This is a genomic window from Saccharopolyspora sp. NPDC002376, assembly GCF_053593195.1.
The window spans coordinates 101,674-123,415 of sequence record NZ_JBSFBZ010000010.1; the positions used below are offsets into that span (position 1 = coordinate 101,674).

Annotated in this window: 22 protein-coding genes; 16 read left to right on the forward strand and 6 right to left on the reverse strand. The window is 69.7% G+C overall.

Going from position 1 to position 21,742, the window contains the following annotated elements; all coding sequences use genetic code 11:
• The first annotated feature begins 49 nt into the window (after nt 1-49).
• The 10 genes from ACWCO2_RS10140 (at nt 50) to ACWCO2_RS10185 (ending at nt 9,341) form a co-directional block, all read left to right on the forward strand.
• The gene (locus ACWCO2_RS10140; RefSeq protein WP_450127384.1) at nt 50-1,741 is read left to right on the forward strand and encodes a sodium:solute symporter family protein; all 1,692 of its coding nucleotides are present in this window, start codon (nt 50-52) and stop codon (nt 1,739-1,741) included.
• A 16-nt stretch (nt 1,742-1,757) separates the two neighbouring features.
• Complete coding sequence (locus ACWCO2_RS10145; RefSeq protein ID WP_450127385.1) at nt 1,758-2,009, forward strand: hypothetical protein; 252 nt, start codon at nt 1,758-1,760, stop codon at nt 2,007-2,009.
• Between the two features lie 119 nt (nt 2,010-2,128).
• The gene (locus ACWCO2_RS10150; protein ID WP_450127386.1) at nt 2,129-3,115 is read left to right on the forward strand and encodes a hypothetical protein; all 987 of its coding nucleotides are present in this window, start codon (nt 2,129-2,131) and stop codon (nt 3,113-3,115) included.
• 72 nt (nt 3,116-3,187) lie between these two features.
• The gene (locus ACWCO2_RS10155; protein WP_450127387.1) at nt 3,188-4,702 is read left to right on the forward strand and encodes an aldehyde dehydrogenase family protein; all 1,515 of its coding nucleotides are present in this window, start codon (nt 3,188-3,190) and stop codon (nt 4,700-4,702) included.
• A gap of 174 nt (nt 4,703-4,876) precedes the next feature.
• On the forward strand, nt 4,877-5,872 hold the full coding sequence (gene dhaK, locus ACWCO2_RS10160; protein ID WP_450127388.1) for a dihydroxyacetone kinase subunit DhaK: 996 nt from the start codon (nt 4,877-4,879) through the stop codon (nt 5,870-5,872).
• A gap of 13 nt (nt 5,873-5,885) precedes the next feature.
• Nucleotides 5,886-6,524: a dihydroxyacetone kinase subunit DhaL gene (dhaL, locus tag ACWCO2_RS10165; RefSeq protein ID WP_450127389.1), complete on the forward strand. Its 639-nt coding sequence runs from the start codon at nt 5,886-5,888 to the stop codon at nt 6,522-6,524.
• Nucleotides 6,521-7,195 (forward strand): dihydroxyacetone kinase phosphoryl donor subunit DhaM, encoded by a 675-nt coding sequence (gene dhaM, locus ACWCO2_RS10170; protein WP_450127390.1) that lies wholly within the window; start codon nt 6,521-6,523, stop codon nt 7,193-7,195. Before dhaL ends, dhaM begins: the two co-directional genes overlap by 4 nt.
• Before the next feature lie 32 nt (nt 7,196-7,227).
• Nucleotides 7,228-8,199, forward strand: a complete 972-nt coding sequence (locus ACWCO2_RS10175; protein ID WP_450127391.1) for a DUF3558 family protein — start codon at nt 7,228-7,230, stop codon at nt 8,197-8,199.
• A 21-nt stretch (nt 8,200-8,220) separates the two neighbouring features.
• Nucleotides 8,221-8,529 carry a hypothetical protein gene (locus tag ACWCO2_RS10180; RefSeq protein WP_450127392.1) on the forward strand — a complete coding sequence of 103 codons (309 nt, stop codon included), beginning with the start codon at nt 8,221-8,223 and terminating at the stop codon, nt 8,527-8,529.
• A 62-nt stretch (nt 8,530-8,591) separates the two neighbouring features.
• Complete coding sequence (locus ACWCO2_RS10185) at nt 8,592-9,341, forward strand: alpha/beta hydrolase (protein ID WP_450127393.1); 750 nt, start codon at nt 8,592-8,594, stop codon at nt 9,339-9,341.
• Here the strand turns inward: ACWCO2_RS10185 and ACWCO2_RS10190 are convergent.
• Both ACWCO2_RS10190 and ACWCO2_RS10195 read right to left on the reverse strand, forming a co-directional pair.
• Complete coding sequence (locus ACWCO2_RS10190; protein ID WP_450127394.1) at nt 9,331-9,846, reverse strand: GNAT family N-acetyltransferase; 516 nt, start codon at nt 9,844-9,846, stop codon at nt 9,331-9,333. The genes ACWCO2_RS10185 and ACWCO2_RS10190 overlap by 11 nt on opposite strands.
• A gap of 50 nt (nt 9,847-9,896) precedes the next feature.
• Complete coding sequence (locus ACWCO2_RS10195; protein ID WP_450127430.1) at nt 9,897-10,343, reverse strand: GNAT family N-acetyltransferase; 447 nt, start codon at nt 10,341-10,343, stop codon at nt 9,897-9,899.
• Between the two features lie 220 nt (nt 10,344-10,563).
• Between ACWCO2_RS10195 and ACWCO2_RS10200 the strand changes: the two genes are divergently transcribed.
• Genes ACWCO2_RS10200 through ACWCO2_RS10210 form a run of 3 tightly spaced genes read left to right on the forward strand, consistent with a single transcriptional unit; the run spans nt 10,564 to nt 14,477 of the window.
• Nucleotides 10,564-11,328: a 3-hydroxybutyrate dehydrogenase gene (locus ACWCO2_RS10200; RefSeq protein WP_450127395.1), complete on the forward strand. Its 765-nt coding sequence runs from the start codon at nt 10,564-10,566 to the stop codon at nt 11,326-11,328.
• Nucleotides 11,329-11,356: 28 nt separating this feature from the next.
• The gene (locus ACWCO2_RS10205; protein WP_450127396.1) at nt 11,357-12,694 is read left to right on the forward strand and encodes an MFS transporter; all 1,338 of its coding nucleotides are present in this window, start codon (nt 11,357-11,359) and stop codon (nt 12,692-12,694) included.
• Nucleotides 12,657-14,477: a helix-turn-helix domain-containing protein gene (locus ACWCO2_RS10210; protein WP_450127397.1), complete on the forward strand. Its 1,821-nt coding sequence runs from the start codon at nt 12,657-12,659 to the stop codon at nt 14,475-14,477. Before ACWCO2_RS10205 ends, ACWCO2_RS10210 begins: the two co-directional genes overlap by 38 nt.
• Here the strand turns inward: ACWCO2_RS10210 and ACWCO2_RS10215 are convergent.
• Nucleotides 14,474-15,709 carry a tannase/feruloyl esterase family alpha/beta hydrolase gene (locus ACWCO2_RS10215; protein ID WP_450127431.1) on the reverse strand — a complete coding sequence of 412 codons (1,236 nt, stop codon included), beginning with the start codon at nt 15,707-15,709 and terminating at the stop codon, nt 14,474-14,476. The two genes, ACWCO2_RS10210 and ACWCO2_RS10215, sit on opposite strands and share 4 nt — an antisense overlap.
• A gap of 185 nt (nt 15,710-15,894) precedes the next feature.
• Here ACWCO2_RS10215 and ACWCO2_RS10220 point away from each other — a divergent pair, with 185 nt between their 5' ends.
• Nucleotides 15,895-16,836 carry an extracellular catalytic domain type 1 short-chain-length polyhydroxyalkanoate depolymerase gene (locus ACWCO2_RS10220; protein WP_450127432.1) on the forward strand — a complete coding sequence of 314 codons (942 nt, stop codon included), beginning with the start codon at nt 15,895-15,897 and terminating at the stop codon, nt 16,834-16,836.
• Nucleotides 16,837-16,893: 57 nt separating this feature from the next.
• Nucleotides 16,894-17,709, forward strand: a complete 816-nt coding sequence (locus ACWCO2_RS10225; RefSeq protein ID WP_450127398.1) for an alpha/beta fold hydrolase — start codon at nt 16,894-16,896, stop codon at nt 17,707-17,709.
• Nucleotides 17,710-17,715: 6 nt separating this feature from the next.
• On the opposite strand, the gene ACWCO2_RS10230 is transcribed toward ACWCO2_RS10225, so the two are convergent.
• From ACWCO2_RS10230 to ACWCO2_RS10240, 3 genes are all read right to left on the reverse strand, one after another.
• On the reverse strand, nt 17,716-17,880 hold the full coding sequence (locus ACWCO2_RS10230) for a hypothetical protein (RefSeq protein ID WP_450127399.1): 165 nt from the start codon (nt 17,878-17,880) through the stop codon (nt 17,716-17,718).
• Between the two features lie 96 nt (nt 17,881-17,976).
• Nucleotides 17,977-18,798 (reverse strand): MerR family transcriptional regulator, encoded by an 822-nt coding sequence (locus ACWCO2_RS10235; RefSeq protein ID WP_450127400.1) that lies wholly within the window; start codon nt 18,796-18,798, stop codon nt 17,977-17,979.
• Nucleotides 18,799-18,923: 125 nt separating this feature from the next.
• Complete coding sequence (locus ACWCO2_RS10240; protein WP_450127401.1) at nt 18,924-20,987, reverse strand: M protein; 2,064 nt, start codon at nt 20,985-20,987, stop codon at nt 18,924-18,926.
• Between the two features lie 265 nt (nt 20,988-21,252).
• Between ACWCO2_RS10240 and ACWCO2_RS10245 the strand changes: the two genes are divergently transcribed.
• Nucleotides 21,253-21,630, forward strand: coding sequence for an SPW repeat protein (locus ACWCO2_RS10245; protein ID WP_450127402.1), 378 nt, complete (start codon nt 21,253-21,255; stop codon nt 21,628-21,630).
• Nucleotides 21,631-21,742 lie beyond the last annotated feature (112 nt).

Here is a 21,742-nt window from a genome sequence, read left to right on the forward strand (position 1 = left end):
GGTTGCCGAGTGGTGGTTGTCGTTGGACTTTGTTGGGTCTGGAGGTGGGGTGCCGGTGCTGCTAGCCCAGGGGCGGTTGCTGGATGCGAATGCCGTCGATTACTTGTTGTTGGCGCTGTACTTCGTGTTCGTGCTGGGTATCGGGTATTTGGCTCGGCGCGCGGTATCGACGAGTCTGGATTTCTTCCTGTCGGGTCGGGCGTTGCCGGCATGGGTGACCGGGTTGGCGTTCATCTCGGCGAACCTGGGCGCTATTGAGATCATCGGCATGTCGGCCAATGGTGCTCAATACGGAATGCCGACTATGCATTATTTCTGGGTCGGTGCGGTGCCCGCCATGCTCTTTTTGGGCGTGGTGATGATGCCGTTCTACTACGGCTCGAAGGTGCGCAGCGTTCCCGAGTTCATGCTGCGGCGTTTTGGTCGTTCCGCGCATTTGGTGAATGGTATTTCTTTCGCGGTCGCGCAGGTTCTGATCGCCGGTGTGAACCTGTACCTGTTGGCCAGCATCGTGAATGCGTTGTTGGGTTGGCCGTTGTGGGTTTCGGTGTTGATCGCGGCGGCGATCGTGCTGTCGTACACGGCGCTCGGCGGTTTGTCGGCGGCGATCTACAACGAGGTGCTGCAGTTCTTCGTGATCGTGGCGGCGCTGTTGCCGCTGACGATCGTGGGCCTGGTCAAGGTCGGCGGCGTTCAGGGCCTGATCGACAAGGTCAGCGCTGGTCCGGGCGGTGCGGGACAGCTCTCGGCCTGGCCGGGCACCGAGCTGACCGGCTTCTCCAACCCGGTGTGGAGCGTGGTCGGGCTGGTGTTCGGTCTGGGATTCGTGCTCTCGTTCGGCTACTGGACGACGAACTTCGTCGAGGTGCAGCGGGCGATGGCCTCGAAGAGCATGTCGGCGGCGCAGCGCACGCCGATCATCGGTGCGTTCCCGAAGATGTTCATCCCGTTCATCGTGATCATTCCGGGCATGATCGCCGCAGTCGTGATCCCGGAACTGGGCGCCTACAAGGCGGCCGGTGCTCCGGAAGGCGCTCCGTTCAGCTACAACGACGCGATCCTGCTGCTGATGCGGGATCTGCTGCCCAACGGAATCCTGGGCATCGCGCTTGCCGGTTTGCTGGCGTCGTTCATGGCGGGCATGGCGGCGAACCTGTCGTCGTTCAACACGGTGTTCACCTATGACATCTGGCAGACCTACGTGGTGCGGGACCGGGCGGACCACTACTACCTGAACATGGGCCGCTGGGTGACCGTCGGTGCGACGCTGGCGGCAGTGGGCACGGCGTTCATCGCCTCGGGTTACTCGAACCTGATGGACTACCTGCAGCAGCTGTTCTCGTTCTTCAACGCGCCGCTGTTCGCCACGTTCATCCTGGGCATGTTCTGGAAGCGGATGACCCCGCACGCCGGTTGGGCCGGTCTGGTGCTGGGCACGGTGTCCGCGGTGGCGGTGTTCACGATGTCGCAGACCGGCGTGCTGGACCTGCCGGGGCAGGGCGCTAGCTTCGTGGGCGCCGGTGTGGCGTTCGTGGTCGACATCATCGTCAGCGTCGTGGTGTCGTTGGTGACCAAGCCGAAGCCGGAGGCCGAGCTGGCCGGGCTGGTGTACTCGCTGACGCCGCGGTCGAGCCGCCAGGCGGCCACCAGCGGCGAGGACTCCGGGTGGTACCGCCGTCCGGGTCTGCTGGCCGGTATCGCGCTGATCCTGGTCATCGCCCTCAACATCATCTTCGCCTGACCGAGGAGGTCTTCCCATGCCAGGACGAGGTTCCGGCCACTCCGCGGGTGCCTTCGACATCCGCACCATCATCGCGCTGCTGTTCGCCATCTACGGCGCAGTGATCACCGTCGTCGGTGTGGTGCAGCCGCACTCCGAGATCGACAAGTCGGCGGGCGTGAACATCAACCTCTGGGCGGGCGTCGGCATGCTCGTCTTCGCGGCGGTCTTCATCGCCTGGGCGCGGCTGCGCCCGATCGCAGTCCCGGACGAGGCCGGCGAGCAGTAAATCCGTCTTCGAACTCATGCCGACGGCGTCCGCACTTCTCGGTGCGGGCGCCGTTGTCGTTGCGGCAGAACAACCGGTTCCCGTCTCGGAGGCGCGGGCCGCTCGCTAATGTGAGCGGCGTGTTCCGTCCCGTGCCCCTGATCGTCACCCTGCTCAGCGCGCTGGCCGTGGCCGGCTGCGCCGCCCCCGGGGTCGAGCCGACCGTTTCCGAGCGGCGAACCGTCGAGGTGCCCGATCTCCGGGTGGACAAACCGGGGGAGATGCTGGATCCGGCGTTCGCGCCGGAGCGGCTGCGCGGGATCGACGTGTGCGAGACGCTGCGGGCCGCTGGTCTGGAGAAGTACGGCACGCCCGCGCCGGAGTTCACCACGAACGGGTTCGGGACCTGCTCGAACTACATGAAAGACCACAACGGCAGGAACTTCGGCGCGACGCTGTACTTCGACTACGCGGTGCAGGAGCCGAGCAAGCACCAGATCGGCGGGCTGCCCGCCGAGATGAGCGACAATGGCACGGGAACCTGCTTCGTCAGCGCGGCCTACGCAGGTGCCGACCTGAAGCTGTTCGAAACCGCCCGCGGCGTGGGGATCCAGCTCTCCAGTGAGCAGAACGACCCCTGCTCGTCGGCGGTGCAGATGCTGACCGACGTGATCGACGTGGTGCGGACCAAGCCGCCGGTGAACGCGCGGACTTCGGGCGGTCTGGCCGGTTTCGACCCTTGCGAGGTCGCCGACCCCGAGGTGCTCCGCCGCGCCATGGCGGGCGCCACCCCGGACAACAGCGGCAGTCGCGGTCTGTACGACTGCAAGTGGTTCGGCGACAACAGCGTCGTGGCGCAGGTGAACTTCGGGCTCGGCAGCATGCGGGAGAACAACGTGCCGCCGGGCACGCCGCCGCCTCCGCCGCTGGACCTGGGCGCCCCGACTGCCGTGGAGGTCCGCGTCGACCCGCCGGCCTGCGTGATCGAGTGGGAGCACCGCAAGGCCGCGGCCGGCAGCGAGTTCGTGCAGGTCGAGATCTCGAACCCGGACAAGGTTGCGCTGGATCCCTGCGTCAGCGCGGGGGATCTGGCCCGACAGGTGCGGTCGAAGTTGCCCGGGGCTTGACGGTCCCGGTCGGCTCCTGAATTCCGTAGGCTTCACGATGACAACGACCGATGTAAAGGTGGGAGGCCGGCCATGACCCAGACCGCCCGAGGCGACGTCGAGATTCCGTCCGCGACCAGCGCGGAGTCCCCGACGTTCGAATCGATCGACCCCCGCACCGGCGAGGTCGTGGGGTGCCATCCGATCCATTCAGCGGCCGAGGTCGACGCCAGCGTCGCGGCAGCCCGCGAGGCGCAGGAGGCCTGGGGCGAACTCGGTTTCTCCGGCCGCAAGCAGCACCTCGACAAGTGGCGCAAGGTGCTGGCCAAGCGGGTGGACGAGCTGGCCGGGGTGATCTGCGCGGAGACCGGCAAACCGCTCGACGACGCCCGGATCGAACTGGTCCTGGTGATCGACCACCTGCACTGGGCGGCGAGCAACGCCGAGAAGGTGTTGAAACGCCGCAAGGTCTCCTCGGGCGTGCTGATGGCCAACCAGACCGCCACCGTCGAGTACCTGCCGTTCGGCGTGATCGGCGTGATCGGGCCGTGGAACTACCCGGCGTTCACGCCGATGGGCTCCATCGCCTACGCGCTGTCCGCGGGCAACGCGGTGGTGTTCAAGCCCAGCGAGCTCACCCCCGGCGTCGGGCAGTGGCTGGCTGACAGCTTCGCCGAGGCGGTCCCGGAGCACCCGGTGTTCCGGCTGGTGACGGGTTTCGGCGAGACCGGCGCGGCGTTGTGCGCGTCCGGGGTGAACAAGGTCGCCTTCACCGGTTCCACCGCCACCGGCAAGCGCGTGATGGCTTCCTGCGCCGAGAACCTGGTCCCGGTGCTGGTCGAGTGCGGTGGCAAGGACGCGCTGATCGTGGACGCCGACGCGGACCTGGCCGCGGCCGCTGACGCCGCGGTGTGGGGCGCGATGTCCAACGCCGGTCAGACCTGCATCGGCGTGGAGCGGGTTTTCGTGGTGGACGCGGTCGCCGACCGCTTCACGGACATGATCGCCGAGCGCGCCGAGAAGCTGCGACCGGGCGGTGAGCCGGGCGCGAACTTCGGGCCGATCACGATGCCTTCGCAGGTGGACATCATCCGCCGGCACATCGACGACGCGCTGGAGCGTGGCGGCCGGGCGCTGGTCGGCGGCGAGCACTCGGTTCGCCCGCCGTTCGTGGAGCCGGTGGTGCTCACCGACGTGCCGGACGACGCCCTCGCTGCCAACGAGGAGACCTTCGGACCGACCATCGTCGTCCAGCGGGTTCGCGACGTCGACGAGGCCGTGACCCGCACCAACAGCACCCGCTACGGCCTGGGCGCGTCGGTGTTCTCCCGTGCCCGGGGAGCGGAGTTGGCGCGGCGGCTGCGCAGTGGCATGGTCTCGGTGAACTCGGTCGTCGCCTTCGCCAGCGTGCCCTCGCTGCCGTTCGGCGGGGTCGGCGACTCCGGGTTCGGCCGGATCCACGGTGCCGACGGCCTGCGCGAGTTCACCCGCCCGCAGTCGGTCACCCGCCTCCGGTACAAGATCCCGCTGAACCCGATGAACTTCGGTCGGTCGAAGGGCACCGTCCGGCGCTTGGTGCGGCTGATCAAGTTGGTTCGCGGGCGCTGATCGACTCGCCGTTTCCGCTGGGCTTGCGCTGCTTCTTCCGTCAGGCTTGCGCGGGGGGGCAGGAAGGTTCTCTAGCTCTCGCACCCCCGGCCGGGCGCAGGGGTGCGGGCGGGCACGCCCGGGCGAGAAGCACACGGCGCATGCGGATAGTGGCGCAGGCAAGGAGGCCAGCGGGTGAAGAAGATCATCAACGATCCGGCAGCGGTGGTCGCGCAGTCGCTGCAGGGCATGGCCGCGGCGCACCCGGACCTGCTGCGGGTCCGCACCGATCCGGCGGTGGTGGTGCGCGCGGACGCGCCGGTGTCGGGCAAGGTCGCGGTGGTGTCCGGCGGTGGTTCCGGGCACGAGCCGCTGCACGGCGGTTTCGTGGGCGCCGGGATGTTGTCCGCGGCGGTGCCGGGCGCGGTGTTCACCTCGCCGACCCCGGACGCGGTGCAGGCCGCGATCGACGAGACCAACGGCGGCGCGGGCGTGCTGCTGGTGGTCAAGAACTACACCGGTGACGTGCTCAACTTCGAGACCGCCGCCGAGCTGGCCGGGCTGGACGGCGTCGACGTGCGCAGCGTGATCGTGGACGACGACGTCGCGGTGAAGGACTCCACCCACACTGCGGGTCGACGCGGTGTCGGCGGCACGGTGCTGCTGGAGAAGATCGTCGGCGCGGCGGCTGAGCAGGGCGCTGACCTGGACCGCTGCGAGGAGCTGGCGAAGCGGGTCGTGGCGCAGGTGCGCTCGATGGGCATGGCCCTGACCGCGCCGACCGTGCCGCACGCCGGGCAGCCCAGCTTCGACCTCCCCGACGACGAGATGGAGATCGGCATCGGCATCCACGGCGAGCCCGGCCGGGCTCGGGTGCCGCTGACCTCGGCGGACGACGTCGTGCGGCAGCTGCTGGAGCCGATCCTGGAGGACCTGCCGTTCGAGTCCGGCGACGAGGTGCTGCTGTTCACCAACTCGATGGGCGGCACCCCGCTGCTGGAGCTCTACCTGGCGCACGGCATCGCCGAGCGGCTGCTGGCCGAGCGCGGCATCCGCGTGCACCGGCGCCTGGTCGGTCCGTACATCACGAGCCTGGAGATGCAGGGCATGAGCTTGACCCTGCTGAAGCTGGACGATGAGCTCACCGAGCTCTGGGACGCGCCGGTGCACACCGCCGCGCTGCACTGGTGAGGGAGAACGCCGGATGGGTTGCACTGCACAGGACGTGATCGCGGTGCTGCGGGCAGGGGCGGCCACGGTCGCTGAGCACCGGGATGAACTGATCGAACTGGACCGCGCGATCGGCGACGCCGACCACGGGGAGAACATGGACCGCGGTTTCCGCGCGGTCGTGGCCAAGGTGGACACCGCCGCGCCGGAAACGCCCGGCGCGGTGCTGAAGTTGTGCGCCACCGTCCTGATCTCCACCGTCGGCGGCGCTTCCGGCCCGCTGTACGGCACGGCGTTCCTGCGCGCTGCGGCCGCCGTCGGCGATGAGACCGACCTGGACGGTGCGGCGGTCGCGAAGGCGATCAAGGCGGGGCTGGAAGGCGTGGTCGCTCGCGGCAAGGCGGTGGCCGAGGACAAGACGATGGTCGACGCGCTGATCCCGGCGGTGGAAGCGGCCAAGAGCGCCGCGGAATCCGGTGAAGGCCCGGCGAAGGTGTTGGCCGCGGCGGCTGATGCCGCTCACCAGGGCGCGCAGGCCACCGAACCGCTGGTGGCCCGCAAGGGCCGCGCGTCCTACCTCGGGGAGCGCAGCGCCGGGCACGTCGACCCGGGTGCGCGCTCGACCGCACTGCTGTTGACCGCATTCGCCGAAGCCGCGGGGGCTCGCTCATGAACGTCGGACTGGTCATCGTCTCGCACAGCACCCGGCTGGCCGAAGGCGTGGCGGAACTCGCCCTGCAGATGGCGCCGGACGTCCGGGTGATCGCCGCCGGTGGACTGCCGGACGGCAACATCGGTACGGACTTTGAGAAGGTCTCGGCGGCCCTGTCCGACGCCAACACCGGCGCGGGCGCGGTGGTGCTCTACGACCTGGGCAGCGCGCAGATGATCGCCGAACTCGCGGTGGAATCACTCGGCGACCCGAGCACCGCGCTGGTCGTGGACGCACCACTGGTCGAAGGCGCAGTCGCCGCGGCGGTAGCCGCGCAGGGCGGCGAGCCGATGGCAGCCGTAGGCCGCGCCGCGGAAGCGGCGGCCGCAGGCGATCTGGCGGAGCCGGGAGCGGCGCCCGCAGCGGACGAAGTCCGCGAGGAGCTGGAGCTGACCAACGAAGTTGGTCTGCACGCGCGTCCGGCGGCGCTGCTGGCGCGGAGCCTCGCGGGGCTGCAGGCCAGCGTCAAGATCTCCCTCGGCGACAACGAAGCCGATGCGGCCAGCGTCCTGGGCGTGATGGGCTTGGGCGCTCGTCAGGGCGACCGAATCGTCTTGCACGCCAACGGTCCTGACGCGGGTCAAGCCGTGGAGCGGATCCTCGACCTGGCCAAGCGGAACTTCGACGAGTAAAGCGGGTTCGGCGCTCGGGTTAGGGTGGATTGATGTCGCCGTGTCTCCGCCACCGAGGCCTGCCGCTGCTGCTGTTCCTGTTGTTGGTGGCGGGATGCACGCCGGGCGGATCGCCGCAGGCGCCCGCTGCGCCGCAGCAGGATTCCGGCACCTCGCAGGCCATGCTCGGTGATCTGCGCACAGTGGACCCGTGCACGATGACCGATCCCGCCGCGCTGCGGGAGTTCGGTTCGGCGGAGAACGCGGGCACGGTTTCGCTGGACTACTGCCTGCTGCACGTGAAGCTGACCAACGGTTCGCTGGTCCAGCTCGCCGTCGGTGAGCTGGGCCGCGGGCCGGACCAGCCGGGCGATCCGATCGTGCCACGCGGTCCGCTGCGGATCGTGCAGAACGCGCCGCTGCCCGGCCACTGCAGCAGGCAGATCCTGTTCGCCGACGACCTGGCGCTGCGGGTCAGCGCGGACCTGTTGGTGGGCGACCCGGCGTCCGGGCTGTGCGGCATCGCCGAGGCCGGTGCGGACACCGCGGCCGCTGCGCTGGAGCAGCACCGCGTCGGACACCGGGAGTTCCCGGCGAACTCGCTGGCCCGGGTCGATCCGTGCCAGGTGCTGGACTCCGCCGAGGTGCAGCAGATCCCGGGCCTGGAAGAGGCCCAAGGCCAACCGAACCCCAGCGGGCACCAGTGCTCCTGGGGCGAGCAGTCCGCCGATTCGCCACGCGTGCAGCTCAGCAACACCGCCGGCGATCCGCCGAAGGTGCTGCACGGTGCGGCCACCGAGGAGACGATCGCCGGGCGGCGCACCGTCGTCAGCGTCGTCGGCGGTGATCCGCAGCTGCCGCTGTGCTCGGCCGAGACCGGGAACCTGCCGTTCGGCCCCGACGGGCAGGTCGAGGTCGCGCAGCTGGTGGTGGCCGTGCCCGGCATGACCGGCATCGACGCCTGCGAGTACGCCCGCGGTCTGGCGGGGAAGGCTTGGCCGCACCTGCCACCGCCCGCCCCGTAGCCGGACGGTTACCGTTGTCAGGTGCCTCGACGCAATCGCCAGCAGCGCCGCCCGACAGCTGACACCAGCCACCGCGCGATGGGCACTGCTTTCGGCGCGTCCCGCGTCGAGCACGGCCCCGACGGCGAGTGGATGGTGCGCACCGTCCCCGCAGCGCAGGCCACCAAGGTCTACCGGTGCCCCGGCTGCGACCACGAGATCCAGCCACGCGTCGCACACGTCGTGGCGTGGCCGAGCGCAGCGAACGGCGGCGTCGAGGAACGACGCCACTGGCACAACGGCTGCTGGAACGCGCGCACCCGCCGCGGCCCGACCCGGCGTTGGTCTTAGAGGACGCGGGTCGTAGCACGTCACACCATGCCCGCCACCCGTTCGTGCGAGGATCGGGGGCGATGAGCACCGAGATCCGCGCCAACACCGTGCTGCCCGCCCGTCGGGAGCAGATCACCCTGCACACCGCCGACGGGCTGGAACTGATCGGCGAGCTCGCGCTGCCGGAGTCCGGGCAGCCGCGCGCCACGATGATCTGCCTGCACCCGCTGCCCACCCACGGCGGGATGATGGACTCGCACATCTTCCGCAAGGCGGCGTTCCGCCTGCCCGCGCTCGCCGACTTCGCGGTGCTGCGGTTCAACACGCGCGGCACCGCCAGCGAAGCGGGGCGCAGCCAGGGCAGCTTCGACAGCGGCAACTCCGAGCGGTTCGACGTGGCGGCGGCCCTGGAGTTCGCCGATTTCCACGACCTGCCGAACGTGTGGCTGGTCGGCTGGTCGTTCGGCACCGACCTGACCCTGGTGCACGGCCTGGACCCGCTGGTGGAGGGCGCGGTGCTGATCTCCCCGCCGCTGCGCTGGAGCACGGAGGAGAACCTGAGCGCCTGGGCGGAATCGGGCAAGCCGGTGCACGCGCTGATCCCGGAGTTCGACGACTACCTGCGCCCCGAAGAAGCGACCAAGCGCTTCGCCTCGATCCCGCAGGCCGAGGTGACCGGCTTCCCGGACACCAAGCACCTCTGGGTCGGCAAGGCGGAAGAAGCGCTGGACGCCATCGTGCGGACGATCGCCCCGGACGTCCCGACCCCGCTCCCGCGCACCTGGGACGGCCCGTCGGAAACCCGCCAGGTCACCATCGTCAACTCCTGACCAGCCGGAACACCACCTCCGGCCGGCCGTCGCGTTCGCGCCGTTGGTGCAGCGCGAAGCCGAGCTTCTCGGCGACGCGGATCGACGGGGCGTTGTCGGTGTCGGTCACGATCACCACAGGCCGGCCGGGGCGGTGCTGGTGCGCCCAGCACACTGCTGCCTCGGCCATCTCCGGCGCGTAACCGTGACCCCACGCGCTCGGCCAGAACCGGTAGGCGAGGTTCAGCACCGGCTTGTCGCCCTCCAACGAGTGCCGGACACCGCCGAAGCCGAGCACCTCGCTGGATCCGGTGCGGCGGACCGTCCAGTACCCGATGCCGTCCGAGGTCCAGTTCTGCTGGAAGCGGTCGAACAGTTCGCGGGCCTGCTCGGGTGATCGGCGCGACCAGTCGTCGTAGGGGTAGGCCTCCGGAGCGGTGTGCACCGCGATGAAGGCTTCGGCGTCGGCGGGCTGGACGCGGCTCAGCACCAGCCGCCGGGTGCGGATTTCCTCGGGCTCGACCACGCTGCGAACGGTAGCCGCCCAACCTGCTGTCGAGCAGCTGGTTTTCGGGCTCAGCGCGGGTGCGTCAGTTGGAACACGACCTCGGGGCGGCCGTCGCGTTCGCGCCGTTGGTGCAGCGTGAAGCCGAGCTTCTCGGCGACGCGGATCGAGGCCGTGTTGTCGGCATCCGTCACGATCACCACTGGCAGGTCCGATCGGTGGCGTCGCGCCCAGCTCAGCGCGGCCTCGGCCATCTCCGGTGCGTAGCCGTGGCCCCACGCGGCCGGGAAGAGCCGGTAGTAGAGGTTGAACACCTGGTCGCCGTCTTCTGACGAGAGCTGGATCCCGCCGAAGCCGATCACCTCGCTGGACGTGGCGAGCCGGATCGTCCAGTTGCCGATGCCGTTCTCGTCCCACTTCTCGCGGAACCAGGCGAGCTGCTGGCGTGCCTGCTCCGGGGATCGTCGCAGCCTGCTGTCGTGGGGGTAGGCCTCGGGGTGCCGTGCAGGGCGATGAATGCCTCGGCGTCGGCGGGCTCGGGGCGGCGCAGTACTAGCCGCCGGGTGCGGATCTCTTCTGGCTCGGCCACGTCGCGAACGGTAACCGCCCTACCCGTCGTAGAGCAGCTGATTTTCGGCGCGGACGACGGGGAGTGGCGAGTGGAGCCACAGTTCTGCGCGATCTTGTGGGGGAGGAACACATATCCCAGCGGTGGGATGCGGCTTAACGTCCTACGGCATGAGTGACAACGCGCACGTCGGGGCGCTGGGCGGGCGGGTGGCCCTGGTGACCGGTGCAGGCAGCGGGATCGGGCGGGCGTGCGCCCGGGCGCTCGCGGCGGACGGTGCGGAGGTGCACGTCGTCGACCTCGATCGGGCCTCCGCCGAGCAGGTCGCCGAGGAGGTCGGTGGCCGGGCGCACGTGGCGGACCTCGTCGATCCGGCGGCGGTGGACGCGCTGCCCGCGGAGGTCGACGTCCTGGTCAACAACGCCGGTTTTCAGCACGTCGCCGCGCTGCCGGAGTTCCCGCTGGACACCTTCACCCGCATGCAGCAGGTGATGGTGACCGCCCCGTTCCAGTTGGTGCGCAACGCTTTGCCGCACATGTACGGCCGGGGTTGGGGGCGCGTCGTGCACGTCTCCAGCGTGCACGGGCTGCGCGCCAGTCCGTTCAAAGCCGGTTACGTGACCGCGAAGCACGCGCTCGAAGGCCTGTCCAAAGTGGTCGCACTGGAAGGTGCGGAGCATGGCGTGACGAGCAACTGCGTCAACCCCGGATACGTCGACACACCGCTGGTGCGCGCGCAGATCGCCGATCAGGCCGCCGCGCACGGGATCGCCGAGTCCGAGGTGGTCGAGGACGTGCTGCTGCGCCGGGCCGCGTTCAAGGAGCTGATCGATCCGGCGCAGGTCGCCGAGCTCGTGCGGTGGTTGTGCGGGGACCACGCGGCCCACCTGACCGGGGTTTCCCTTCCGATGGACGGCGGCTGGACCGCCGCCTGATCCGGCCTGACACAAAGGAGTGTTCGCCTTGGCCAGCAACAGATCCGGCAACGCGCGGGGCGGCTCGATCGCGCGGGTCGTCGGCGCGAGCCTGATCGGTACCACCGTCGAGTGGTACGACTTCTTCCTCTACGGCTCGGCCGCCGCGCTGGTGTTCAACCAGCTGTTCTTCCCCGAGGCCGATCCGCTCACCGGCACGCTGCTGGCGTTCACCACGTATGCGATCGGGTTCCTGGCCCGGCCGCTGGGCGGGTTGGTGTTCGGTCACTTCGGCGACCGGGTGGGGCGCAAGAAGCTGTTGGTGGTGAGCCTGCTGATGATGGGCGGCGCCACCTGCGCGATGGGCCTGCTGCCCACCCACGCCGCAGTGGGCGCGCTCGCGCCGGTGCTGCTCACGCTGCTGCGCCTGGTTCAGGGCTTCGCGCTCGGCGGCGAGTGGGGCGGCGCGGTGCTGATCGTGTCCGAGCACGGCGAGGACCGTCGTCGCGGGTTGTGGGCGTCGTGGCCGCAGTGCGGTGCGCCGGGCGGCAACCTGCTGGCCACCGCGGTGCTCGCGGTGCTGGCGGCGACGCAGTCCGACGAGGCGTTCCTGACGTGGGGCTGGCGGGTTCCGTTCCTGCTGTCCGGCGTGCTCGTGGTGATCGGCCTGTGGATCCGGCTCGCGGTCAGCGAATCGCCGGTCTTCCTCGACGCCCAGCGCAAGGCCGAGCAGCACAGCGAGCACGTGCCGGTGGTGGCGGTGTTCCGGGATCACTGGCGCGAGGTGCTGATCACCATCGGTTCGCGGATGGCCGAGAACGTCTCGTACTACGTGCTCACCGCGTTCATCCTGGTCTACGTGACCGGCCCGCTGGACATGCCGAAGTCGGTCGGGCTCAACGCGGTGCTGATCGGTTCTGCGCTGCACTTCGTGACCATCCCGCTGTGGGGTGCGCTGTCGGACCGGGTGGGCCGCAAGCCGGTGTACCTGTTCGGCGCGGTGTCGATGGGTGTGTGGGGCTTCGCCTACTTCGCGCTGCTGGACACCGGATCGCCGTGGGTGATCACGCTGGCCACCACCGTCGGTCTGCTGCTGCACGGCGCGATGTACGGACCGCAGGCGGCGTTCTTCGCCGAGCAGTTCGCCACTCGGGTCCGCTACACCGGGCTCTCCGTCGGTGGGCAGCTGTCGTCGATCGCGGCGGGCGCGTTGGCGCCGATCATCTCGGTGGCGCTGCTGCAGCAGTTCGGCAGCACCGTGGCGGTTTCGGTCTACCTGCTGGCGATGTGCGTGGTGACGGTGGCGGCGGTGCTGGTGGCGCGGGAAACCGCGGGAACTTCGCTGCACGATGAAGCCCCGCAGCGGCAGGCCGCGGTGCCAAGATGAGCGGGTGAACGACGACGTGGTCCGGCTGCTCGAACTGCTCGCCGACGGTGCGGGCGGCGAGCAGCTGGCGCACGTCGCGGTCGAGAACCCGCAGCTGAGCCGGGCGACCGCGCTGGCGCTGCGGATCCACAGCACGCTCACCGCACACCGCCGCCGCGAGGCCGAGCTCAGCGCGTTGTTCGACACCGCGAGCGACCTGGCCAGGCTGCGCGACACCGACGCGGTGCTGCGGTCGATCGTGCGCCGGGCCCGCACCCTGCTCCGCGTGGACGTCTCCTACCTGAGCCTCAACGACGAGGCCGCCGGGCGCACCTACATGCGGGTCACCGACGGCTCGGTGTCGGCACTGTTCCAGAAGGTGACGCTCGGGATGGGGGAGGGCTTGGGCGGGCTGGTCGCTCAGGCCGCCCAGCCGTACGCGACGCGCGATTACTTCGGCGACGAGCGGTACCGGCACACCTGGCCGATCGACTCGGCGGTCCGCGACGAGGGGCTGACGGCGATCCTGGGTGTGCCGCTGGCGCTCGGCGAGCAGGTCATCGGCGTGCTCTACGCCTCGGACCGCACTCCCCGCGAGTTCACCCCGGACGAGATCGCGTTGCTGTCGTCGCTGGCCGACCACGCCGCGATCGCGCTGGACAACGCCGCGCTGTTGGAGGAGATCAGCGAGCAGAGCGCGGCCCTGCACCGCGCGGAGGAAGCCCACGACCGGCTCATGGACCTCGCACTGCGAGGCGCTGACGTGCCGGAAGTGGCGGCTGCGATGGCAGATGTGCTGCACGGCGAGATCAGCGTGTTCGACGCTGACGGTGCCGGGCTGACCAACGATCCGGTGGCTCCGGTGCCGTCGGCGGCTGCGATCGCGGCCTCGCGCGCGAGCGGACGTGCGATGTCCACATCAGACGGATGGGTGTGCGCGGTGCAGGCCGGTCCGGAACTTCTCGGAAGTCTCGTGCTTTCCGGCCGTGGTGAGCTGGTGGACGCCGATCGGCGGCTGTTCGAGCGGGCTGCCGTGGTCACGGCATTGCTGTTGATGCTGCGGCGTTCGGTTGCCAAGGCTGAGGACGAAGTGCGTGGTGAGCTGCTGACCGACCTGCTCACGGCGCCTGAGCGCAATCCGGGGGCGCTGCTGGCTCGCGCTGAGCGACTGGGGTTGGACCTGGTTGAGCCGCATGCCGTGCTCATCGCGCATGCTGAGCGTGTGCCGCGTACTCGGCTGGCGGTGGCTGCCGGTCGATGCGCCGCGCTCGCGGGGATTCACGCGGAGGAAGTCGTCTTCCTGGTCCCGGCCATCGACGCCGGATCGCTTGCGGCGCGGATCGCCGAGACCCTTCGATCCGCAGTGCACAGCCCGGTCACGGTTGGGGCTTCAGGGCCTGCGCATGGACCTCGGGAAATCGCCGCGGCGCATGCCGAAGCCGCTCGCTGCCTGCGGGCACTGCTCGCGCTCGGGCGGGTGGGCGAGGGTGCGTCGATGGACGGCTTGGGTTTTCTCGGCGTGCTGTTGGGTGAGCAGACCGATCTGCGTGGTTTCGTGCAGCGGACGATCGGACCGGTCCTCGACTACGACGCCCGCCGCGGCACCGAACTGCTCGCCACGCTGAACGCCTACTTCGAGACCGGCGCGAACCTCACCCGCGCCAAGGACGTCCTCCACGTGCACGTCAACACCGTCGTGCAGCGCCTCGACCGCATCGGCTCGCTGCTCGGCGCGGACTGGCAGGCGCCGGACCGCGCGCTGGAGATCCAACTTGCCCTGCGCCTGCACACCTTGCAGGGCTAGCCGCGTGCGCGCAACCAAGTGCGCAGTTCGTCGAACGCGTCGTGGAAGTGCGGGGCTAGCGGCTCGAGTCCGGGGAATTCGTCGGCGAGGCCGTCGGTGTGGTTGCCGTTCTCGATGCGGTGGTACCGGTGCAGGTCACCGCGACCGTTGGCGGCCACCATCTCGGCGTAGACGTCCGAGCTGCGGCTGATCGGCAGCAGCGTGTCCAGGGTTCCGTGCAGGGTGATCAGCGGTTTGCCGATGCGTCCGGTCAGCGCGACCCGCTCGACGGCCCGGTGCACTTGCGCGGGGCGTGCGGCGTAGTCGTAGTCGGCGTCGCAGCCCGGGGTTCCGCTGCGGCAGAACGGGATTCCGGCCTGCCGGTCGCCGTCGAAGCCGGGATCGAACTCCTCGCGGTAGATCCGCTGCGTCAGGTCCCAGTAGACGCGGTGGTGGTAGTCCCACAGGAACTGCGAGCCCGGCGCGAAACCCGCTGCCAGGACTGCACGTTCGTCACCGGCGGGGTAGGCGCGCAGCGCCGGCGGTAGGAACGTCAGGAGGTTGTCGCGCTGGGTCCACAGCGTGCCCTCCCAGTCGACTCCGCCGTCGTAGAGCCACGGCCGGTTCTCCAACTGCCAGCGCACCAGATAGCCGCCGTTGGACAGTCCGGCGGCGATGGTCTGCGTCGGCGGTCGGCCGTAGTAGCGCGAGGCCGTGAGTTTGGCGGCGATGGTCAGTTCGGTGACCCGGTTGTTCCACTCGACCATCGCGTCGCCAGGCCGGTCGCCGTCGGTGAAGAACTCCGCGCCGGTGTTGCCCTTGTCGGTGGCGGCGAAGGCGTAGCCGGCGGCCAGCGCGTGGTCGGCGATCGCCCGGTCGTTGGCGTACTGCCTGCGGTTTCCCGGAGTCCCGGACACCACCAGGCCGCCGTTCCAGCGCTGCGGAAGGCGCAGCACGAACTGGGCGTCGTGGTTCCAGCCGTGGTTCTCGTTGGTCGTCGAGGTGTCCGGGAAGTAGCCGTCGATCTGCCGGCCCGGCACCGCGCCCGGTGCGGGCAGGTCCGCGGCGGTCAGCCCGGCCCAGTCGGCCTGCACCGTGTGCCCGGAGGCGAGCGTGCCGGTGGTGGTCAGGTCGTCGAGGCAGGCCGATTCCTGGTGCGCCGCACCGGGAACCCGCACTTCGGGACCGCACCGCTGAGCGGCGGACGCGGTCGGGACGAACAACGTGCCGGTGAGCAATCCGGCGGCTAGCAGCGTGATTCCCCTGCGCACGGGCGACCTCCTCGGTTTCGCCTCGTGACGCTAGGGCTGCGACCGGAGGGCGGATATGTGGGCATGACACACAAATCGGTGTTCAGGAGTAGTGCTGTCCACTGTGGAAGACGAGCTCTGCCTGGCCCTAGCGTGGTTCGAACCACAAGGAGGTGGTTCGCGTGCGGATGCCATCCCTGATCGCGGCGGTGCTGATGGCGATGATCATCTCGGCTCCAACGGCTTCGGCGGCCGAACTCCGGGAAGTGACCGGATTCGGCACCAATCCCGGTGCGTTGCGCATGTTCGAGTACGTCCCCGACGGGTTGCCGGAAGGACGCCCGGTGGTCGTCGCGATGCACGGCTGCACCCAGGACGCGGCGGGCTACGGCACCGGCGCGGGCTGGGTGGAAATGGCCGACAGAGCGAAGTTCACCCTCGTGCTGCCGCGGCAGGAGCAGGCCAACAACGCCAACCGGTGCTTCAACTGGTTCCAGTCCGGCGACATCGCGCGGGGCAGCGGCGAGGCCGAATCGATCGCGCAGATGGTCCAGCGCGCCATCGACGACACCGGGGCGGACCCGTCGCGGGCCTACGTCACCGGCCTGTCAGCGGGCGGGGCGATGACCGCGGTGATGCTCGCCGCGTATCCGGACAAGTTCGCCGGCGGCGGTGTCGTGGCCGGTGTGCCCTTCGGTTGCGCCACGTCCGCGATCGACGCGTTCACCTGCATGAACCCCGGCAAGGACCGCACACCCGAGCAGTGGGGCGATGCGGTGCGCGGCGCGAGTTCGCACCAGGGGCCGTGGCCGACGATGAGCATCTGGCACGGCACCGCGGACTACACCGTGGCACCGGTGAACCAGCGCGAACTGGTCGAGCAGTGGACGAACGTGCACGGCATCCCGGCCACGCCGACCTCCACCGACACCATCGCGGGCTACCCGCACGAGAGCTACGCCGACAGCTCCGGGCGCACCCTGGTCGAAACCGTCTCGATCACCGGCATGGGCCACGGCCAGCCGATCGACCCGGGTACGGCGGACGGGCAGTGCGGACAGGCCGGCGCCTACTTGCTCGACGTCGACGTCTGCGCCGCCTGGCACCTCAGCAAGTCGTGGGGGCTGTAGGCGAAACGCTCCCGTCGCTGCGCCGCGTCGGCGGTGCCGGTGCGGCACGATGGGGCGGTGCACTTCATCGAATCGGGCGTCGGGACACCGCTGGTGCTGCTGCACGCGTTCCCGGCGGACGCGCGGATGTGGAACCCGGCTCGCGTCAGGTTGGAGGAGCAGGCGCGGGTGATCACGCCGGACCAGCGAGGACTGGGGGAGAGCCCGCTGGACGGCTCGTGGGCGCGAAGCCTGGCCGAGCCGAGCGACAACAGCTGGGCGGCCGAGCACCCGAGCATCGACACCGCAGCCGCCGACATCCTCGAACTGCTCGACCGGTTGGAGCTGCGGAAGGTCGTGCTCGGCGGCTGTTCGATGGGCGGTTACGTCGCGATGGGCGTGCTGAGAGCCGCGCCGGAGCGCGTCGCCGGACTGCTGCTGGTCGACACGAAAGCTGTCGCCGACAACGACGAGCAGCGCGCCAACCGCCTCAACGCCGCGGACCGCGCGGAGCGCGAAGGCACGAGCGGATGGCTGGCCGACGCCACACTGCCCAACGTTCTCGGCCGCACTACGCGCGAGCAGCGCCCCGAGGTGCGTGAGCGCGTCAGGGAGTTGATCGACGCGCAGCCGCCGGAGGGCGTTGCTTGGGCGCAGCGCGCGATGGCGAGCCGCCCGGACAGCACGGATGCGCTGCGGGTGTTCGCCGGTCCGGCGCTGGTGGTCGTGGGCGAGGAGGATCCCCTCACGTCCCGGGAGCAGGCCCGCGAACTCGCGGACGCGCTCCCGGAAGGTGAGCTGGTGACGTTGCCCGGCGCAGGTCACCTGCCGCCGGTCGAGGCACCGGAGGAGTTCGCCGATGCCGTGCGACCGTGGCTGGCCCAGTTCGCCTGACCCGCGCTAGTCGTCGTCCTTGGCGGGCAGGCGCGAGTCCTGCTCGGTCCGCTTCGCTTCGGCCCGCCGCAGCTCGTCGGCCATCTCGCTGGGCAACACGAAGTAGTTCCCCGCCGGCCGCCTGGCACGGGCGGTTGCGTCATCATCGGTCGGCAAGTCCTGGTCCACCATCGACGTGGTCCTTTCCTGCAGGTGCAGTGGCCGCCCCCTCCAGGAGTAGAGAGAGCGGGCCGCAGGACCTATGACGCGAAACCCGTGCTGAAAAAGTTAACGGGAAGCGATGGGCGTCTGGATCTCGGTCACCATCCCGGCCGGATCGTCCGGACAGGCCAGGGTGACCTCGCGCTCCGCGCCGCCCGGCTGGTGCCCAGCGGCCTCCATCCACTGCGCCAACGCCTGGTAGGTGGGCAGGCAGTCGTCCATCGAACCGCGGTGCACGATCGTCGCCGCCTGCTCCACCGCAGGCAGGTCCACTACGTCGAACTCGAACGCCGGATCCGGCTCGACGTTGACCGGCATCCCGGCGTGCACGACCACGGTGTCAGCGTCCTCGCCGTCCGTGTAGTAGCCGGTCGCCGGGCCGACCGGCGTCACCCCGGCTCGCTCCAGGGCCGCGCACAGCTCGCCGTAGAGCCCCTGGATCACCGGGCCGATCGACTGCGGATCCATGTTCCGCGCGGTGCCGGACAACTCGGCGACCCGCACCGCGGGCAGGGACTTGATGATCACGTCTTCGGTTGGCATGGTTCCCTCTGTTTCGATGATCTGGAGCCGCGCTCGAACACGGGTCAACCGGGCGGTGTCCGCCTCGATCTGGTTCTGCAGTTCGGCCTGCCGAAGCGTGAGCATGCCGCGCAACTGCTCGGCGCTGAACTCCTCGTCGAGGATCTGCTGCACCTGCTGCAGGGTGAACCCGAGTTCCTTCAACGCGACGATCCGGTTGAGCCGAGCGAGCTGCGCCGCATGGTAGGCCCGATGACCGGTCGACCGGTTGACGTGGGCGGGCTGCAGCAGCCCGATGGCGTCGTAGTGCCGCAACATCCGGACCGACACCCGCCCGTGCCTGGCGAAATCTCCAATGCTGAACATGACACCTCCGGTCTACGAGCTGACACGGTGTCAGATGCAAGAGACCAACCGAGCGCGGATCGAAGAAGGGCGCCTTTCACCCGGTCGTTCGGTGAAAGGCGCCCTTCTTCGATCAGGGTAGGGCTTTAGCGGCGCTGCTGGCTCGTGGTCTGCGAGCGCTGGCCGTTCTTGGTGTCCTTCTCCGGCACGGGGAGCTGGATGCGGCGGGTCGGCTCGTCGTGCGGACCGTACTGGGCCTTGGCGGTGGTCTGGCCGTTCTGGTTGGACTGGCGGGGCTGGTTGGACTGGCGGGGCTGGTTGGACTGGCCGCGGGACTGGACAGCCTGGCCGCCTCTGACTACGTCGCGGTGGATCTGCTCCGTCGGGTCGTCGTCGACGGCTCCGCCGCCGCCCGACGGCTTGTCGCCCTGCGCCTTCGGCTGCGCCTGCTTCGCAGGCTTCGCCGCTGCCGGCTGCTCCGCCTTCGCCGCCGTGGCCTGCGCCTGCTTCGCAGGCTCGGCCGGTTTCGGGCCTGCGGCCTGCGGCGACTTCGTCGCGTCCTTCGCCGGCTTCGCGGCTTCGGAACCCTTCGCGGCTTCCGCCGCTTCGGGCTTCGCCTGCTGCGCGGCCTTCGGCGTCACGCGGCTGTCCTGGGCGAGGGCTTCTTCGGCGTCCTTGCGGGCTTGTTCGCGGGCTTCGGCCGCGGCCACGCGGAGCTTGTCCTCTTCGGCGTCCTCCTGGTCGAGGCGTTCGAGGAGGGGCGTGGTCTGGCCGAGCATTTTGGCCACGTCGCGGAGCTTGCTGGCCACTGCTTCGCGGAGCTGGGTCAGCGATTGGACGTGCTCGTCGGCCTTGGTGAGGCGGCGCTGGACTTCCTCGGTGGTCGAGCTGAGGCGGGTGCGGGCGTCCTCGCGGGCCGTGGTGACCAGGCGCTTGCTCTCGCGGGTGGCGTCGTCGATGAGGCGGGTGGCCTCCTCGGTGCACTCGCGGATCATGTGCTTGGACTTCGTGGTCGCCTCGGTGACGAGCCGCTCGGCTTCCTGCTTGGACTCCCGCAGTCGCTTCTCCGCGGCTTCGATGGATTCGCGCTCGCGCTTGTTGGCCGCTTCGGTGGACTCGCGTTCGAGCTTCTCGGCGGCCGCCGTGCTCTCGCGCTTCAGCTTCTCCGCGGCTTCGATGGATTCGCGTTCGCGCTTCTCCGCGGCTTCGATGGATTCGCGTTCGCGCTTCTCCGCGGCTTCGATGGATTCAAGTTCGAGCTTGTTGGCCGCTTCGGTGCTCTCGCGTTCGAGCTTGTTGGCCGCTTCGGTGCTCTCGCGTTCGAGCTTCTCGGCGGCCGCCGTGCTCTCGCGCTTCAGCTTCTCCGCCGCTTCGATGGATTCGCGCTCGCGCTTGTTGGCCGCTTCGGTGGACTCGCGGGTGAGCTTCTCGGCCGTCGCCGTCGCGTCGCCGACCAGGTGGTTGGCCTGGTCGGTTGCTTCGCGAACTCGGCGGTGGGCCTCGTTGGTGCCCTCCCGCAGGCGGCGGTTGGACTCGTCGGTGGCCTCCCGGACGCGGCGCTCGGCCTCGGACTTGCTGTTGGCCTCCTGCTCGGCCAGGATGCGCATCGATTCGCTGCGGCGCGCGGCCATCGCGATCTCGAAGTCCTCTTCGACCTGCGTGCGGCGGGCCTCGGACTCCTTTTCGGCGCGCTTGCGGTTCTCCTCGGCCTCCCGGGTGATCCGCTCCGCTTCGCCCTTGGCGCGGTCCATCAGCGCGCGGTGCTCGGTCTCCATCTCGGAGCGCCGGCTATCCACCTCAGAGATCAACCGCTCGTAGCGGGCGCGCAGGTTGTTGGCCTCGGCTTCGGAGCGCGCGCGGATCTGGGACGCGTCGTCCTCGGCGCGGCCGCGGATATCGTTTGCCTCGTCCTGGGCCAGGCGCAGCATCCGCTGCAGGCGCTCGCTGAGCCCTTCCAGGGTTGTCGGCGGCTTGGCCAGCCGGTCCACTTGGCCGCGCAGGTTCTCGACCTCGGAGCGGGCCGACTCCAGCTGCTTGGACAGGTCGTTGGCCTGGGAGACGGCGGCATCGCGATCCGCGCTCAGGATGCGGATGTCGGCGTCGAGGCGCTCCAGGTGCTCATCGACCTGGGCACGGTCGTAGCCGTTCTTTCGAACGAGGTCGAAACCCGATCCAAGGGGTAGCAAGTCGCGGTCGTCGGCAAGGCCCATGGGAACCAAGTTACCTGGAAGGCAGCGTTGTTGTGGGAGGTGTGGCGCGTATCGGCCGGATTTTCCGAGCCACGTAGATCACTCCGACGCCCGGCGCGTCGCGCAACCCCCAACCCTCGCAACTGAAACCGGCGAACGCCAATCCGGACAGTGACGAACCGGGCAAACCGGGAACCGGTGAAACTGTCTTGACCGGCTGGCCAACCAAGCGTGGAATGGAGTTGTTGGTCGGAGTTTTCAGTGGAGTTCTGCGGAGGTGATCGACGTGGCCGAGAGCGGTTCGACTGTGAAGCCTTGGGTTCGTTGGCAGGACTGGGCCGGGGTGGTGCTCGGCGCCTACCTGATCATCGGGACCCTCTGGACGCCGACCAGCGGGTCGGCGCTGTCCGCGATGATCGTGCTGGGTGCGCTGCTGGTGATCGCCAGCGTGTGGTCGCTGGCCATGCCCGGGTCGATGACCAGCGAGTACTCCCACATGCTGATCGGAGTGCTGCTGTTCATCTCGCCGTGGGTCCTCGGGTACACCGCGCACACCGGTGCGTCGTGGACTTCGTGGATCGTCGGTGTGCTGGCGGTGATCGCCGGTGCGGCCGCGTTGCCGGAGGCCAACGCCGCGCACCGCGGAATCGCCGGTCAGCACTGACGGCGCTCGTGGTCGCGCGCGGCGCGGCCACTCACGGGTACGGCGTGCGCGCGGCCTGGCGGTAACGTCCGGGCCGCGCGCTTCTCCGGTGCGCAGGCGGCGGGAGGTCGGG

Coding starts and splice junctions, on each gene's coding strand:
- ACWCO2_RS10210 (WP_450127397.1), top strand. CDS start 12,657: ATGAAGCCCCGCAGCGGCAGGCCGCGGTGCCAAGATGAGCGGGTGAAC.
- ACWCO2_RS10240 (WP_450127401.1), bottom strand. CDS start 20,987: ATGGGCCTTGCCGACGACCGCGACTTGCTACCCCTTGGATCGGGTTTC.
- ACWCO2_RS10230 (WP_450127399.1), bottom strand. CDS start 17,880: ATGGTGGACCAGGACTTGCCGACCGATGATGACGCAACCGCCCGTGCC.
- ACWCO2_RS10185 (WP_450127393.1), top strand. CDS start 8,592: ATGAGCACCGAGATCCGCGCCAACACCGTGCTGCCCGCCCGTCGGGAG.
- dhaL (WP_450127389.1), top strand. CDS start 5,886: ATGGGTTGCACTGCACAGGACGTGATCGCGGTGCTGCGGGCAGGGGCG.
- dhaM (WP_450127390.1), top strand. CDS start 6,521: ATGAACGTCGGACTGGTCATCGTCTCGCACAGCACCCGGCTGGCCGAA.
- ACWCO2_RS10220 (WP_450127432.1), top strand. CDS start 15,895: ATGCCATCCCTGATCGCGGCGGTGCTGATGGCGATGATCATCTCGGCT.
- ACWCO2_RS10200 (WP_450127395.1), top strand. CDS start 10,564: ATGAGTGACAACGCGCACGTCGGGGCGCTGGGCGGGCGGGTGGCCCTG.
- ACWCO2_RS10175 (WP_450127391.1), top strand. CDS start 7,228: ATGTCGCCGTGTCTCCGCCACCGAGGCCTGCCGCTGCTGCTGTTCCTG.
- ACWCO2_RS10145 (WP_450127385.1), top strand. CDS start 1,758: ATGCCAGGACGAGGTTCCGGCCACTCCGCGGGTGCCTTCGACATCCGC.
- ACWCO2_RS10235 (WP_450127400.1), bottom strand. CDS start 18,798: ATGTTCAGCATTGGAGATTTCGCCAGGCACGGGCGGGTGTCGGTCCGG.
- ACWCO2_RS10155 (WP_450127387.1), top strand. CDS start 3,188: ATGACCCAGACCGCCCGAGGCGACGTCGAGATTCCGTCCGCGACCAGC.